This window comes from Streptomyces sp. NBC_00376, from assembly GCF_036077095.1.
Taxonomy (GTDB): domain Bacteria; phylum Actinomycetota; class Actinomycetes; order Streptomycetales; family Streptomycetaceae; genus Streptomyces.
Genome location: NZ_CP107960.1, coordinates 6,974,803 through 6,989,609, shown reverse-complemented (window position 1 = coordinate 6,989,609; position 14,807 = coordinate 6,974,803). Strand labels below are relative to the sequence as shown.

General features: G+C 70.1%; 14 protein-coding genes. 2 read left to right on the top strand and 12 right to left on the bottom strand.

Annotation, left to right across the window (positions count from 1 at the left end; genetic code table 11):
* Window positions 1–103 precede the first annotated feature (103 nt).
* On the top strand, window positions 104–1,237 hold the full coding sequence (locus OG842_RS31540) for an LLM class flavin-dependent oxidoreductase (protein ID WP_266736048.1): 1,134 nt from the start codon (window positions 104–106) through the stop codon (window positions 1,235–1,237).
* A 117-nt stretch (window positions 1,238–1,354) separates the two neighbouring features.
* Here the strand turns inward: OG842_RS31540 and OG842_RS31535 are convergent, their stop codons facing one another.
* The 12 genes from OG842_RS31535 to OG842_RS31480 all read right to left on the bottom strand — a co-directional run bounded on the left by OG842_RS31535 (window position 1,355) and on the right by OG842_RS31480 (window position 13,603).
* Complete coding sequence (locus OG842_RS31535) at window positions 1,355–4,189, bottom strand: DEAD/DEAH box helicase (protein WP_266736049.1); 2,835 nt, start codon at window positions 4,187–4,189, stop codon at window positions 1,355–1,357.
* A gap of 45 nt (window positions 4,190–4,234) precedes the next feature.
* Entirely contained in the window at window positions 4,235–5,143 is a 909-nt protein-coding gene (locus OG842_RS31530) for a diacylglycerol kinase (protein ID WP_266736051.1), read from the bottom strand.
* Between the two features lie 17 nt (window positions 5,144–5,160).
* Entirely contained in the window at window positions 5,161–6,111 is a 951-nt protein-coding gene (gene tatC / locus OG842_RS31525) for a twin-arginine translocase subunit TatC (RefSeq protein ID WP_266736052.1), read from the bottom strand.
* A 65-nt stretch (window positions 6,112–6,176) separates the two neighbouring features.
* On the bottom strand, window positions 6,177–6,470 hold the full coding sequence (gene tatA / locus OG842_RS31520) for a Sec-independent protein translocase subunit TatA (protein WP_266736054.1): 294 nt from the start codon (window positions 6,468–6,470) through the stop codon (window positions 6,177–6,179).
* A 263-nt stretch (window positions 6,471–6,733) separates the two neighbouring features.
* Entirely contained in the window at window positions 6,734–6,931 is a 198-nt protein-coding gene (locus OG842_RS31515; RefSeq protein ID WP_266736055.1) for a hypothetical protein, read from the bottom strand.
* A 210-nt stretch (window positions 6,932–7,141) separates the two neighbouring features.
* Entirely contained in the window at window positions 7,142–7,411 is a 270-nt protein-coding gene (locus OG842_RS31510; protein ID WP_266736057.1) for a hypothetical protein, read from the bottom strand.
* Window positions 7,412–7,430: 19 nt separating this feature from the next.
* Entirely contained in the window at window positions 7,431–8,387 is a 957-nt protein-coding gene (locus OG842_RS31505) for a helix-turn-helix transcriptional regulator (RefSeq protein WP_266736059.1), read from the bottom strand.
* Window positions 8,388–8,404: 17 nt separating this feature from the next.
* On the bottom strand, window positions 8,405–9,358 hold the full coding sequence (locus OG842_RS31500) for a helix-turn-helix transcriptional regulator (protein WP_266736060.1): 954 nt from the start codon (window positions 9,356–9,358) through the stop codon (window positions 8,405–8,407).
* Between the two features lie 113 nt (window positions 9,359–9,471).
* Complete coding sequence (locus tag OG842_RS31495; RefSeq protein ID WP_124718714.1) at window positions 9,472–9,846, bottom strand: FKBP-type peptidyl-prolyl cis-trans isomerase; 375 nt, start codon at window positions 9,844–9,846, stop codon at window positions 9,472–9,474.
* A 46-nt stretch (window positions 9,847–9,892) separates the two neighbouring features.
* Window positions 9,893–10,846 carry an FKBP-type peptidyl-prolyl cis-trans isomerase gene (locus OG842_RS31490; RefSeq protein WP_266736061.1) on the bottom strand — a complete coding sequence of 318 codons (954 nt, stop codon included), beginning with the start codon at window positions 10,844–10,846 and terminating at the stop codon, window positions 9,893–9,895.
* Window positions 10,847–10,972: 126 nt separating this feature from the next.
* A complete protein-coding gene (gene pafA / locus OG842_RS31485; protein ID WP_266421641.1) occupies window positions 10,973–12,334 on the bottom strand; it encodes a Pup--protein ligase in 1,362 nt (453 codons plus the stop codon).
* A gap of 9 nt (window positions 12,335–12,343) precedes the next feature.
* A complete protein-coding gene (locus OG842_RS31480) occupies window positions 12,344–13,603 on the bottom strand; it encodes an MFS transporter (protein ID WP_266736063.1) in 1,260 nt (419 codons plus the stop codon).
* Window positions 13,604–13,739: 136 nt separating this feature from the next.
* Between OG842_RS31480 and OG842_RS31475 the strand changes: the two genes are divergently transcribed.
* A complete protein-coding gene (locus OG842_RS31475) occupies window positions 13,740–14,780 on the top strand; it encodes a LacI family DNA-binding transcriptional regulator (RefSeq protein WP_266736064.1) in 1,041 nt (346 codons plus the stop codon).
* Window positions 14,781–14,807: the final 27 nt, after the last annotated feature.

Below are 14,807 nucleotides of genomic sequence, written 5' to 3'. Positions count from 1 at the left end.
TCGGTCGAGTGTGGTCCGCCTCGTGTTGCCGCTGACCGTTCCCACGTCAGCGCTTCCCACGACCGGTTCTCCATTTCTCCGCAGCACGAGATGAGGCTTCGCCATGCCCGTCGAGTTTCTCGGCATCGCAGCAACGAACGAAGGTTCCGAGGTGACAGCCCGCTCCGGGGCGTCCTTCGACAAGGAGTACACGCTCAAGCTGGCCCGCGCGCACGAGGACCACGGCTGGGACCGGGTGCTGTTCGCCTACGGTTCCGGCTCCCCCGACCCGTCCCCGGCCGCCGCCTACGTCGCGGCCCGCACCGAGAAGCTCCGGATCCTGGTGGCGCACCGCCCCAACGTCTCGTACCCGACGTTCGCCGCCAAGACCTTCGCGACCCTGGACCGGATCAGCGACGGACGCCTCGCCGTGCACTTCATCACCGGGGGCAATGACCACGAGCAGCAGCGCGAGGGCGACTTCCTCACCAAGGACGAGCGGTACGCGCGCACCCGCGAGGCCATCCGGATCATCAAGCGGGCCTGGACCTCGCACGAGCCCTTCGACCACGAGGGCACGCACTACCGCTTCAACGACTTCGTGAGCGACACCTTCCCCGTGCAGCAGCCGCATCCGCAGGTCTCGTTCGGTGGTTCCTCAGCGGCGGCGTACGCGGCCGGGGGCGCCGAGGCCGACATCTACTGCCTGTGGGGCGAGCCGCTGGCCCAGACCGCGGAGCAGATCGCCTCGGTGAAGGAGGCCGCAAGGGCGGCGGGCCGTACGGACGTGCCACGGATCCAGGTCGCCTTCCGCCCGATCATCGCGCCCACCGAGGAACTGGCCTGGGAGAAGGCCCACCGCACCCTGGCCCGGATCAGGTCCCACAAGTCGGGCACACCACGGAAGGCCCCCGAGAACACGGGCTCCCGGCGCCTCCTTGCGGTGGCCGCCGCGAACGACCGCCACGACCGCGCCCTGTGGACACCGACCGCGGCGGAGACCGGCGGCGCCGGCAACTCGACGGCCCTGGTGGGAACCCCCGAAACGGTGGCACAGGCCCTGCTGGACTACTACGACCTGGGCGTGGACATCTTCTCGGCCCGCGGCTACGACCTCCTGGACGACGCGATCGACTTCGGCCGCCACGTCATCCCGCTGGTCCGCGAGGAAGTGGCCAAACGAGACGCGGCCGACATATCCAGCCCCTCCGGCCACACCCAGCCCTCTCCGGCCGCACCCAGCCCCTCCGGCGTCTGAGGAACGGGGGTCCGGGGGCAGAGCCCCCGGTCACGGGAAGGGGCGGGTAGGGGAACACCCCCGCCCCGCACCCGGCCCCCGCCCCACAACGCCAACCGCCCCGCACCCGCGGGCACCTCACCCCACGGAGCTGTACGCCACAACCCCCCGCAACACCGCGTCCACCGCCTTGTGCGCGTTCCGGGCCACGGAACTCCCGTCCCTCGGCGCCGCAGCGGCGATCTGTCCCAGCACGTCGATCACCTGCTTGCACCACCGCACGAAGTCCCCGGCCGGCATCTCCGCCTCGCCCAGCACCTCGTCCAGCGTCCGCCCCGACGCCCACATGTAGACCGCCCAGGCGAAGCCGAGATCGGGTTCGCGCTGCCCGACCCCCTCCGCCTGGTTGATCTTGAAGTCCTCTTCCAGGGCGTCGAGCCGGCCCCAGATCCGGACCATCTCACCCATCGCGGTCTTCGCGGGCCCCGACGGCAGCTTCGGCGCCACCGCGTCATCCGCCTGCCGCGCCTCGTACACCAACGCCGAGACGCAGGCAGCGAGTTCGGCAGGGTTCAGTCCCTCCCACACACCCGCCCGCAGGCACTCGCTCGCCAGCAGATCGAGCTCGCCGTAGAGCCGCGCGAGCCGGCGCCCGTGCTCGGTGACCTCATTGCCCCGCAGGTAGTCGAGCTCGGTGAGCAGCGCGACGATCCGGTCGAAGGTGCGGGCGATCGTGTTCGTCCGCCCCTCGATCCGCCGCTCCAGCTGCCTCGTGTCGCGCTGCAGCCGGTGATACCGCTCGGCCCAACGCGCGTGGTCCTCGCGCTCGTCGCACCCGTGGCAGGGGTGCGCGCGCAGCTCCGCCCGGTAGCGGGCGATCGCCCGGTCGTCGGCCGCGACGGACCGGCTCTTGCGGTGCCGCTCCGGAACTATGTGCCCGGCCTTGGTCCGTAGCGCGGAGGCCAGGTCGCGGCGCGACTGCGGGGAGCGCGGATTGAACGACTTCGGCACCCGCATCCGCTCCAGCGCCTCCACCGGAACCGGGAAGTCGATCGAGGCGAGCCGCTTGACCTGGCGCTCGGCCGTGAGCACCAACGGCCGTGGCCCGTCGTGGTATTCGAGCCCGCGATGGCCGTGCCCATTGGTCCGCCCGGCGGGCAGACCCGGGTCGAGCACCAGCGCCAGCCCGGCGAACTTGCCGGTGGGCACATGGATGACATCGCCGGGCTTGAGCCTCTCCAGGGACGCCGCCGCCTCGGCCCGCCGCTGCGTCGCGCCCTGCTTGGCCAGCTCGGTCTCCCGGTCCTTGAGGTCGCGGCGCAGCCGCGCGTACTCCTCGAAGTCACCGAGGTGGCAGGTCATGCCCTCCCGGTAGCCCTCCAGCCCCTCTTCGTTCTTCTGGACCTGCCGGGAGATACCGACCACCGACCGGTCGGCCTGGAACTGCGCGAAGGAGGTCTCCAGCAGCTCGCGCGAGCGGTGCCGCCCGAACTGCTGCACCAGGTTGACGGCCATGTTGTACGAGGGCCGGAAGCTGGACCGCAGCGGATACGTGCGCGTACCGGCGAGTCCGGCCAGCGCCCCCGGATCCATGCCGCGCTGCCACAGCACCACCGCGTGGCCCTCGACGTCGATGCCGCGCCGCCCGGCCCGCCCGGTCAGCTGGGTGTACTCACCGGGGGTGATGTCGGCGTGCTGCTCGCCGTTCCACTTGACGAGCTTCTCCAGCACCACCGAGCGTGCGGGCATGTTGATACCGAGGGCGAGCGTCTCCGTGGCGAAGACGGCCTTGACGAGCCCGCGGACGAACAGCTCCTCGACGACTTCCTTGAACGTCGGCAGCATGCCCGCGTGGTGCGCGGCGATGCCCCGCTCAAGTCCTTCGAGCCACTCGTAGTAGCCCAGGACGTGGAGGTCCTCGCCGGGGATGGAGGCGGTCCGCTCCTCGACGATCTCGCGGACCAGGCGCCGCTTCTCCTCGTCGTTGAGCCGCAGTCCGGCGTGCAGGCACTGCTGCACGGCGGCCTCGCAGCCGGCCCGGCTGAAGATGAACGTGATGGCGGGGAGCAGCCCTTCGGCGTCCAGCCGGTCGATGACCTCGGGCCTGGCCGGGGTCCAGATCCGGCTGCGCTGGCGCCGCTCGCGCTCCCGGTCCGCCTCGCGGACCATCTTGCCGCGACGGCGCTCACGCGGGTTGTAGCCCCGCTGGTTCTCCATCCGGGCGAGCCGGACGAGGTCGGGGTTGACCTCGCGGCGTCCGGCGCCGCGGCCGCCGTGATCGGTCTCCTCCTCGAAGAGGTCGTACATCCGGCGGCCGGCCAGGACGTGCTGCCAGAGCGGCACGGGCCGGCTCTCGGAGACGATCACTTCGGTGTCACCGCGGACGGTGTCCAGCCAGTCGCCGAACTCCTCGGCGTTGGACACGGTCGCCGACAGTGACACGAGGGTCACGGAATCCGGGAGGTGAATGATCACTTCCTCCCAGACGGCGCCCCGGAAGCGGTCGGAGAGGTAGTGCACCTCGTCCATCACCACGTACCCGAGGCCCCGCAGCGCCTGCGAGCCCGCGTACAGCATGTTCCGCAGCACCTCGGTGGTCATGACGACCACCGGGGCATCGGCGTTGACGCTGTTGTCGCCGGTCAGCAGGCCGACCTTCTCCGGCCCGTAACGCTTGACCAGATCGGCGAACTTCTGGTTGGAAAGGGCCTTGATGGGCGTGGTGTAGAAGCACTTGCGGCCCTGTTCGAGGGCGAGGTGCACGGCGAACTCGCCGACGATCGTCTTGCCCGAGCCGGTCGGGGCGGCGACGAGTACTCCCTTGCCCGCCTCCAGGGCCTCACAGGCCTCGATCTGGTAGGGGTCCAGATCGAATTCGTACAGCTCACGGAAGGGCGCGAGTGCGGTGGCCTGCTCGGCGGCGCGGATCCGAGAAGCCTGGTATCGCTCAGCTGGTGAGAGGTCCTCTGTCATCGTGCTTTCGAGCCTACCCGCCACCTCTGACACCAGGCTCGATCTTTAAATCCCGCCGGAAGAACCCGGCGTGAGCACCCGCACGGCACCGGGCACGCAGCGTGCGGTGAGCGGCAGGGACCCGAGCGGTTCACCGTCCGCGTAGGCGGTGACACCCGCTGCGACCAGCTCGATCGAGGAAACCCGGTGCACGGTGACCTTGGGGTGGCTGAGATGCGTGCCCTTGTAGACCCGGGGGAACACCTTGAGCAGGGTGGTACGGCTGCAGTCCCCGACGACGGTCACGTCGAACAGCCCGTCGTCCATCTCCGCGTCCGCGCAGATCCGCATGCCCCCGCCGTACGTCGACCCGTTGCCGACCGCGATGAGCGTCGCCTCGATCTCCCTGACCGGTCCGTCGTCCAGCCTGACGCGGTACGCGATGGGCTTGAACGCGGCGAGTTCGGCGAGGATCGCGAGGTCGTACTTGAACCGTCCGCCGACCCATCGCATGCGGTTCCCGCGGTCGTTGACCCGGGAGTCGAAGCCGGAGGCGAGCACCGATCCGAACCAACGCTCACCGACCCGTCCGAGGTCGATCTCGCGGACGCCGCCGCCCTTGAGCGCCTCGGCGGCCAGCCGTCCGGCGGCGGCCGGATCCCGTATCGGCAGCCCGAGCGCGCGGGCGAAGTCGTTGCCGGTGCCGACCGCGACGACCCCGAGCGGGGTCATCGTCCCCGCGACGGCCTGCAGGGCGAGGGACATCATGCCGTCCCCGCCCACGGCTATCAGCGCTCCGGTCCCGCCCGCGACGGCCTCACGGGCCCGCCGCAGGGCGTCGTCGGCGTCCTCGCCGAGAACCGTGCGCACGGAGAATCCGGCGTCCCGCAACGCGGAAGCGGCCGGCTGCGCGGCGTGCGCGCCCCGGCCGCGTCCTGCGGTGGGATTGACGAAAAGGGTGATCTCGCTGGTCACCCGGGGACCCTACAAGGTCAGGTGATGTCGTCGTAACCGTTCACACGGTCCCGGTCCGAACTCGCCTGTGCGGGCAACGACCGGCTGGAGGAGACCGATTCGATCTCACCGATGTCCTCGGGGGTGAGGTCCAGGTCCGAGGCCTCGTCGTCGGCGGGTCCGCCCGCCTCCAGTTGCGCCTTGCGGCGGTCGTTGAGGAGCGAGATCCCCGTGGCCACGAAGTAGAGCACCCAGATCGGTCCGGCGAGCCCCAGCATGCTCACCGGGTCGGTGCTGGGCGTGGCCACCGCCGCGAAGACCGTGATGCCCATGATCATGCCCCGCCACCAGCCGAGCATCCGTTTGCCGGTGATGACCCCGCCGAAGTTCAGCATGACGAGCAGCAGCGGCAGCTCGAAGGAGAGCCCGAAGACCACCACCATGCGTGTGATCAGATCGAGCAGTTCGTCCAGCGGCAACTGGTTGTCGAGGTCGGCCGGCGAGAATTCCAGAAGCACGCGCGCCATCGTGGGCAGCGTCATGTACGCGAAGAAGCCACCGGCGAGGAAGAGGGGGAATCCCGCGCCGACGAACGCCAGCGAGTACTTCTTCTCCTGCTTGTGCAGGCCCGGGGCGACGAAGGCCCACAACTGGTAGAGCCAGACCGGCGACGAAAGGACGACGCCTGCCATCAAGGAGACCTTGAGGGCAAGGGTGAACGGGGTCAGCAGACCGTTCAGGACGATACGCGCGCAGGTGGCGTCCTCCTGCTTGGCGAGTTCGGCGAAGCTGGACGCACACCCGACCGACTTCAGCACCGGGTTGGTGAAGAACTCGATGATGTCCTTGTAGAAAAACGCGGCCACAATCGTGACGACGACGATTCCCAACAGGCCCTTCGCCAGCCGGTTACGCAGCTCACGCAGGTGCTCCACCAAGGGCATGCGGCCCTCTGGGTCCGTCTCCTGCTTGCGGGCAGACTTGAGCAACCCACGTCCTCATCTCGTGCAGCAGGCCCTCACATATCAGGGCGCCTGCGTCGGCCCGGTTGTTGTCAGCGCTTGGTCGAGTCGGTCGGCTCCGCGACCGGACGCGAGCTGCTCACGTCGCCGGGGGCCGCCTTGATGGTGCGCTGGGCGGTCTGGTCCTGGGCCGCATCGTTGGCGGCCGGCTCGGCCGGGGTCGCCGAAGGGCTGCCCTCGGACTTCATGGCCTTGGCCTCGCTCTTGAGGATGCGGGCCGACTTGCCGAGCGAGCGAGCCATGTCAGGAAGCTTCTTCGCGCCGAACAGCAGAACAATGACGACGAGGATCAGGATGATCTCGGGAGCGCCGAGCCTTCCGAACATATGTGTGTACCTTCTCACCGAGGCAGCAGGGGTGGGGCGGATCGAACCTCGGACGGACGTCCGACCTTCGTACTGTCAGCGATCGTATCCCGCAGGAGTAAACGCAGGGCAATACCCACGCATCCTTGCGATTACGGCCCACGCCTCGCTCTCCGGGCCGCCTTCAGCAGCGTACCCCTCGAAACCGGGAAACTGGAGGCCGCGCCCGCTCCGATCCATCCGCCCTGCTCACAGGGCGGATCGGGGCAGCGGAGGCGGTACGGCTAGCGCAACGCCTCGCCGGCGGCGGCGAGGTTGGTCGCCGCCCTTTCGAGGTCCTCCGCGGCCCGGTTGATGCGCTGGGTGGTACGCGTCACCTGACGCCCGAGCCGCTGGGCCTCGATGAAGACCTTGACGGCCAGCACGCCGAGAACGGCGATCCCCAGGAACCCCAGGGCGATGGCGAGCATGGGCCAGAACATGGGCTGAGCCTCGATGTGTCTAGGGGGTGTCTGATAAATGGATGCGGGAGAAGGAGCGGCGTCCGGTGCGTGCGATCGCAGGGCGCCGGAGCGGCCTCGTGGCGGAGCCACGTGGGCGTTTCGGCAACGCCGCGAGCGTGCGTACCGGACACCGCGACGCCGCAGGCATTTGTCAGACACCCCCTGGGGGGCCGACAGCATGGAAAGTGGCTAGAGGCCGGCGTGCAGGCGCAGCGTCCGCACCCCGCCCCTGGTGAGGAGCTCGACTATCCGCTCCCCCGCGGGCTTGCGGACGGCCGCACCGCACTGCGGGCAGGTGAAGGAGTAGAACGTCGTCCGGCGACTCGCACCCACCGCGAGGCGAATGGCGCCCGCGGCCAGTTCGAACCGTTCGCGACAGTCCGGGCAGGCGGCCTTGAACCGTACGGACTCGGGCACCACCACGGTCGGAACACCTGACACCACAGACATATTGCTCATATCTCCCTCAGGTTTCCGCTCAGGCCGGTTCGTCGTACGCGGCGAGCGCCGCACGGGCCGCATGCTGTGCACTGCGCGCCAGCTCCGGCGGGGAGACGATGCGGCCTTCACCGCCCAGCCGCAGCGCGAGCCTGCGCAGCGAGGCCGGGTCGGGGGTGCGCAGGGTGATCCGCAGCCCGCCGTCGGGCAGCTCCTGTGCGCTGTCGTGCGGGTAGTACTCGGCGACCCAGCGTCCGCCGGGGCCCACCTCGACGACGACTTCCGGGTCCTCCGCGGCCGGCTGGACGAGCCCCTCGGACAGGTCCCGCAGTTCCAGCTCGGGCGGTGCGGCGGGCTCGTCCAGCAGCCGGATCTCGGCGACCCGGTCGAGCCGGAACGTACGCCGGTCCTCGGACGACCTGCACCAGGCCTCCATGTACGTGTGCCCCACGGCGAACAGCCGGATCGGGTCCACCTCGCGCTCGGTGAGCTCGTCGCGCGCGGGCGAGTAGTAGCGCAGCCAGAGCCGGCGCCGCTCGGAGATCGCCCGGTCGACATCGGCGAAGACGCCGCCCTCGGACTCGAAGGTGACCGAGAGCCGCGAGCTCGCCGCCCCCACCTCACCGGCCGCGGTCTCCAGCTTCGCGGTGGCCCGCAGCAGCGCCTGCCGGTCGCTCTCGCGCAGCCCCGGCAGCGTTGCCACGGCACGGGCGGCGACCAGCAGGGCCGTCGCCTCGTCGGCGGCGAGCCGCAGCGGCTCGGCGACGTCGTCCGGGTTGTGCCACCAGATGCGGTCGCCGTCGGTGTCGATGTCCAGCAGGTCCCCACCGCGGAAGCTCGTCCCGCACATGGGCAGCACGTCGAGGTCCGAGATCAGCTCGTCCTCGGTGATCCCGAAGGCGCGGGCGACGTCCTGGACGTGGGCGCCGGGGCGCTCGCGCAGGTACGTCACCAGGGAGAGCATCCGGCGGGTCTGGTCGATCGCGTTCGTGGCCATGGGTTGCCGTCCCTCTCTCAGTCCTTGGCCACGGCGCGCAGCCGGTCCACCACATCGGCCCGCAGATCGGCGGGTTCCTGTACGACGACGTCCGGGCCGAACTCGACGAGCCAGGCGTCCAGGCCGTGTCCGTACGGAATCTCCAACTCGTCCCACCCGTTCCCGAGTTCCCGGACCGACACGGCGCGCGAACGCAGCGGGTAGCCGGCCCCGGTGCGCAGCCTGATCAGCGCGGTCCGGGTCGCCGTCTCCCCCGCCCAGCTCTCGACCGTCTCGCGTACGGTCACGACGTCGGGCACCGCGGCGGTGAAAGCCCCGGCCCGGGAGCGGACCCGGCCGGTGATCCGGGAGAGCCGGAACACCCGCTCGGCGCCTCGGTCCCGGTCCCAGCCGGCCAGGTACCAGTGCCCGCGCCAGCACTCCAGGGTCCACGGCTCGACCTGGCGCTGTTCCGGCGTGGCGGCGTTGCCCTTGCGGTAGTCGAAGGTGACCGGACGGCGGTCGCGGCAGGCCAGCATCAGCGGCTCGAACGCCGCCTCGTGGACGGGGATGCGCGGTTCGAGAGGGCTGTGCACCTCGTACGCGTCCTCGGCCTCCGGCATGCCGGCGGCCCGCAGCTTCTGGAGAGCACCGCTGGCCGCACCGGCCAGCCGCGCCTGCTGCCAGACCTTGGCGGCCAGCCCGAGCGCCGCGGCCTCCTCGGCGTCCAGTGTGATCGGGGGCAGCCGGTTGCTGTCGCGGCGGGCGAGATATCCCGTCTCGCCGTCCAGGTTCTCCACGGTCTCGATGATCAGACCGAGCTCGCGCAGATCGTCCTTGTCGCGCTCGAACATCCGGTTGAAGGCGTCGTCGGAGCCTGCCTCCAGATAGGCCTCGATGGAGCCGCGCAGCTCGCGCTTGCTGAGCGGGCGGCGGGTCCCCAGCAGACACAGCGCCAGGTTCATCAGCCGCTCGGCCTTGGCAATCGCCATCGACGCCCTTTCTGTTTCGCTCTACGACGCTCGACCGTACCGCTACGCGCTGTCGGGACAAAAGCGAGGGCCCGTGCCTGGCGGCACGGGCCCTCGTATCGCACGGGTGCGGATCAGACGGCGACCAGGTCGCAGACGAAGATCAGCGTCTCGCCGGGCGCGATGCGGCCGCCACCGGCGCCGCGGTCGCCGTACGCGAGGTGCGCGGGAATGGTCAGCTGGCGACGGCCGCCGACCTTCATGCCCTGGACACCCTGGTCCCAGCCGGCGATGACCTGGCCGGCACCGAGCTGGAACTGCAGCGGGGTGCCGCGGTTCCAGGAGGCGTCGAACTCCTCGCCGGTGGAGAAGGCCACGCCCACGTAGTGGACGGAGACGGTGGCGCCCTTCTCGGCCACCGGACCGTCGCCCTCCCAGATGTCCTTGATCTCCAGGTCGGCCGGCGGCTCGCCACCCGGGAAGTCGATCTCGGGCTTCTCGATGCTCACTGACTTGCTCCTCTTACTGATGAACTGCTGGACAACCGGGACAGTCTTACATCTTCGTCAGGAGGTCCACGGCGAAGACCAGCGTGGACTTGGCGGGGATGGTCTGCTGAGCCTTGTCACCGAAGCCCTGGTCCGGCGGGATGACGAGCAGCACCCGGCTGCCGATCTTCTTGCCGACCAGACCGTTCTTCAGCCCCTTCAGGGTCACCTGGGAGAGCGGGAAGGTCTGCGTCTTGCCCGCCGCGTAGGTGCTGTCGAAGGTCTTGCCGTCCTTCCACGTCAGTCCGACGTAGTTCACGACGACGCTGTCGGTGTCCTTCACGACCTCGCCCTTGGACTCCAGGATGTAGTTGGAGACGAGCTTGGTCGGCGGGTCGGTCTTGGTCGGGATCGTGACCTTGGGGGCCTTGCCGTCCGTGTTGGTGCCGACCTTCGGGAGGTCGATGTTGTCCTGGGCGACCTCGGTGCCCTTGGCCGAGGCAGGGATCTGCGTCGCCTTCAGGACGTCGACGACGAAGACGAGCGTGGCCTTGGGCTTGATGTCGCCCTGGCCCTGGTCGCCGTACGCGAGGTCCGGCGGGATGACCAGCTGGACCCTGCTGCCGACCTTCTGGCCGACGAGACCCTTGTCCCAGCCCTGGATGACCATGCCGGCACCGAGGGTCAGGTCGAACGGCTGCTTGCGGTCGAAGCTGTTGTCGAACGGCTTGTCGGAATCCCAGGACTGACCGAGGTAGTTGACCTGGATCGCGTCGCCGTTCTTGAGCGTGGCGCCGTCGCCCTGGCTGACGACCTTGGTCTTCAGCTCCTTGGGCGGGTTCCCCGTGCCCTTGGCCAAGGTCGGCTTCTCACCGAATTTCGCGCCCGCGGTGATAGCGGGGAACCCGTCCTTCGTCGCGGCGGAAGCAGAAACGGAATCGGAATTGGAGCCCTTTTCGCCACCGCAGGCCGCTGTCAGCAGCAACAGGGGGACGACGAGAAGGCCGGCAAGTCGGCGCACTTGTTCCTCAGATCTCAGACGGCACAGTTGGATGAGTCCCCGACACTCTAGGGCGTACGCAGGGCCCCGTACGAGGAGCGTACGGGGCCCGCGTCGCGTCGGTGGCCGGGATCGTGCCGTGCCGGCTCACATACCCGCGATCAATTTCTCCACCCGGTCGTCGACCGAACGGAACGGGTCCTTGCACAACACGGTGCGCTGCGCCTGGTCGTTGAGCTTGAGGTGGACCCAGTCGACGGTGAAGTCCCGCCGCTGCTCCTGCGCCCTGCGGATGAAGTCGCCGCGCAGCCGCGCCCTGGTGGTCTGCGGGGGCACGGACTTGCCCTCGAAGATCTTCAGGTCGTTGCAGATGCGGGCGGCCTGTCCCTTGCGCTCCAGCAGGTAGTACAGGCCGCGACGACGGTGGATGTCGTGGTACGCGAGGTCTATCTGGGCGACCCGCGGATGCGACATGGTCATGTTGTGCTTGGCCCGGTACCGCTCGATGAGCTTGTACTTCATCACCCAGTCGATCTCGGTCTCGATCCGGTCGAGGTCCTCGGCCTCGATCGCGTCGAGCGTGCGGCCCCAGAGCTCCAGGACCTGGGCGACGGTTCCGGTGCGGATGCCACGGCGGTCGACGAAGTCGACGGCCTTCTCGTAGTACTCGCGCTGCACCTCGATGGCGGACGCCTCGCGGCCACTGGCCAGGCGCACCTTGCGCTGTCCGGTGGTGTCGTGGCTGACCTCGCGGATCGCCCGGATCGGGTTCTCCAGCGTCAGATCCCGCATCACCGTGCCCGCTTCGATCATGCGGAGCACCAGGTCGGTCGCGCCGACCTTGAGCAGCATGGTCGTCTCGGACATGTTGGAGTCACCGACGATGACGTGGAGGCGGCGGTACCGCTCCGCGTCGGCGTGCGGTTCGTCACGCGTATTGATGATCGGGCGGGAACGCGTGGTCGCGGAACTGACGCCCTCCCAGATGTGCTCGGCACGCTGGCTGACGCAGTAGACCGCGCCCCTGGGGGTCTGCAGCACCTTGCCCGCGCCGCAGATCAGTTGCCTCGTGACGAGGAAGGGAATGAGGATGTCCGCGAGCCGGGAGAATTCTCCGTGCCGTGCCACGAGGTAGTTCTCATGGCATCCGTAGGAGTTTCCCGCCGAGTCGGTGTTGTTCTTGAAGAGATAGACGTCGCCCGCGATTCCCTCCTCGTGCAGGCGGCGTTCGGCGTCGACGAGCAGGCCTTCGAGAATGCGCTCGCCGGCCTTGTCGTGGGTGACCAGCTCGGTCAGGTTGTCGCATTCGGGGGTTGCATATTCCGGATGCGATCCCACGTCGAGGTAGAGGCGGGCGCCGTTCCGCAGAAAGACATTGCTGCTGCGGCCCCATGACACAACACGGCGGAAGAGGTAGCGCGCCACTTCATCAGGGGACAGTCGGCGCTGTCCCCTGAACGTGCACGTGACGCCGTACTCGTTCTCCAGCCCGAAAATGCGGCGGTCCATGACTGAACATTACGCCTGATGGCCTGAGCTGAAACCGGGTTCGACAGCACCGTTTCGATCATTTTCCGATCCCCGTACGGAAACGGCCGTACGCCCGGGAACTGCGAGTACCCTTCCCGTCGCCAGCAGGACGAGCAGCGCCGCCACCCCACCGGCCCCCGCCACCGCGAAGCTCCACGAGGTGCCGCCCAGCTCGACGGCCGGGCCCGCCACGGCCGTTCCCGCCGCCGCACCGACCCCGAAGGTCGTCACCAGCCAGGAGAACGCCTCGGTCACGGTGCCCCGCGGCGCGTGCCGGTCGACCACGATGAAGGAGCAGGCGATCGCGGGCGCCAGAAAGACTCCGGCCACTGCCGCCAGTGCGGTCATGGCGACCACTCCCGGGGTCAGCATCAGCGGCAGATAGCCCAGCGCCAGCAGCGCGACGATGACCCGCAGCCGGCGCTCCGGCGCCCCGGCCCACTGCCGTGCCCCGTAGACCGCGCCGCCGATCAGCGCGCCCAGCCCGAGCGCGGCCATCAGCCAGCCGTACACCGACTCCCGGCCGTGGTCGTCGGCGTAGGCCACACCGGCCACCGTGATCGAGCCCAGCGCGAGTCCGACGAAGAAGAACGACCCGAGCAGCGCCAGCAGCCCCGGTGAGCGCAGCGCGCCCAGCCAGTGCGCCTCGCGGGGTGCGGAGCGCCAGGCCCGGGAGGGCTCGGAGAGGACGACGGAGAGCGCCCCCAGGACGCCTATCGCGTTGATGACGAGCAGGGCGGCGGCGGGCGACCACAGCGAGACCAGCACCGTCACCAGCAGCGGGCCCACGGTGAACATGACCTCCTGGGCGACGGCGTCCATGGCGTACGCCCGGTGCACCCGGTCCTCACCGCCCAGCACGCTCGGCCACAGGGCCCGCAGACCGCCCTCCAGCGGCGGTGTGAAGACCCCGGCCACCACCACAGCCCCGTAGGCCAGCGGCAGCGATCCCAGGCCCACCAGGGCCAGCAGGGCCATTCCCAGCGCCGACACCACGGCGGCCGGGAGCTGGACGCGCGGCTGGCCGTACAGGTCCACGGCGCGGCCCAGCAGCGGCTGCCCGACCGCGGTGGACAGTCCGTACACGGCCGCGAGCGCGCCGGCGAGGGTGTAGCTGCCGCCCTCGGCCCTGGTGAAGAGCACGATCGCGATGTGGGCGGTGCCGCTCGGCAGCCGCCCCACGAGGGTTCCCGCCAGCAGGCGGGCGGCATGCCGCGCCCGGAGGATGTCCAGATATCCCGCGGCCATGTCCTGTCGCCCCTCTCCCTCGGGCGATCTTCCGGCACCCAGAGGTTTTACGTATAACGTCGAGGTTCATACGTACCATGTGCCCAGTCCGCAGGTCCACCTCACGGCGCCTGCCCCGACCGGCCCGGAGGCCCGAGTGACCAGCGCACCACAGCCCGCCCCGACCCGGCCCACCAGCCGCGACGTCGCGCGGGCCGCAGGCGTCTCACAGGCCACCGTCTCCCTCGTGCTCGGCGGCAAATGGCGCGGCCGGGTCTCCGAGGCCACCGCCGAGCGCGTGCGCCGCACCGCCCACGAACTCGGCTACCGGCCCAACCTCGCCGCCCGCAACCTGCGCCTGGGCCGCACCAGGACGGCACTGCTGGTCGTCCCCGCGCTCACCAACGAGTTCTTCGCACGCGTCTACACCGGCACCGCCGAGGTCGCCGCCGAGCACGGCTTCGGCGTCGTCCTCTACCCGTCCCCCGAGGGCACCGGCCCGGCCCGGGACCCCTTCGCCTCGGCGAGCGCCTCCCTGGACGGCGTGATCGCCTCCTCCATGGCCGCCGGGGCGCTCGACGCGCTGCGCGGCGCGGGACTGCCGCTGGTGATGCTCGACAGCGATCCGGCGGACGCCGGTGTCGCGGCCCGCGTCAACCTGGACATCGCCGACGGCATGCGGCAGGTCGCGGAGCACCTCCTGGCCCTCGGCCACCGCCGCTTCGTCCACCTGGCGTCGGCGGTCGGCTCCTGGACCTTCGCGGTACGCGGCAGGGCGCTCCACGAGGCCCTGCGGGCGGTGCCCGGCACCTCCGTGCGGACCGTCACGGCGGCGCTCGACGTCCACGCGGGCCGCGTCGCTGCGGAGCACACGCTCGCCGCCCCGGGCCCCCGGCCCACCGCCCTCGTCTGCGACGACGACATCCTCGCCGCGGGTGCCTGCAAGGCCGCCCGCAGACTGGGCCTGCGGGTGCCCGACGATCTGTCCGTCACCGGGTTCGACGATCTGGCCCTGGCCACGGCCGTCGAGCCGGAGCTCACCACCGTGCGGCTGCCCGCCGAGCAGGTCGGGGAGCGCGGCATGGCCGCCCTGCTGGCCGTCCTGGACGACCGGCCGGCCGAGACCGGCAGCCTCCCGGTGCAGCTGGTGGCCCGCGGCTCCTCGGCGCCCCCGCCCCCGGACGCCCCGCGGGCATGACCGTGCCCCGGCCCGCCGGAAGCGGCG

Excerpts from the sequence above, each read along its gene's own strand:
- pafA (WP_266421641.1), bottom strand. The coding sequence starts at position 12,334 with ATGGACCGCCGCATTTTCGGGCTGGAGAACGAGTACGGCGTCACGTGC.
- OG842_RS31535 (WP_266736049.1), bottom strand. The coding sequence starts at position 4,189 with ATGACAGAGGACCTCTCACCAGCTGAGCGATACCAGGCTTCTCGGATC.
- OG842_RS31480 (WP_266736063.1), bottom strand. The coding sequence starts at position 13,603 with ATGGCCGCGGGATATCTGGACATCCTCCGGGCGCGGCATGCCGCCCGC.
- OG842_RS31500 (WP_266736060.1), bottom strand. The coding sequence starts at position 9,358 with ATGGCGATTGCCAAGGCCGAGCGGCTGATGAACCTGGCGCTGTGTCTG.
- OG842_RS31510 (WP_266736057.1), bottom strand. The coding sequence starts at position 7,411 with ATGAGCAATATGTCTGTGGTGTCAGGTGTTCCGACCGTGGTGGTGCCC.
- OG842_RS31515 (WP_266736055.1), bottom strand. The coding sequence starts at position 6,931 with ATGTTCTGGCCCATGCTCGCCATCGCCCTGGGGTTCCTGGGGATCGCC.
- tatA (WP_266736054.1), bottom strand. The coding sequence starts at position 6,470 with ATGTTCGGAAGGCTCGGCGCTCCCGAGATCATCCTGATCCTCGTCGTC.
- OG842_RS31505 (WP_266736059.1), bottom strand. The coding sequence starts at position 8,387 with ATGGCCACGAACGCGATCGACCAGACCCGCCGGATGCTCTCCCTGGTG.
- OG842_RS31540 (WP_266736048.1), top strand. The coding sequence starts at position 104 with ATGCCCGTCGAGTTTCTCGGCATCGCAGCAACGAACGAAGGTTCCGAG.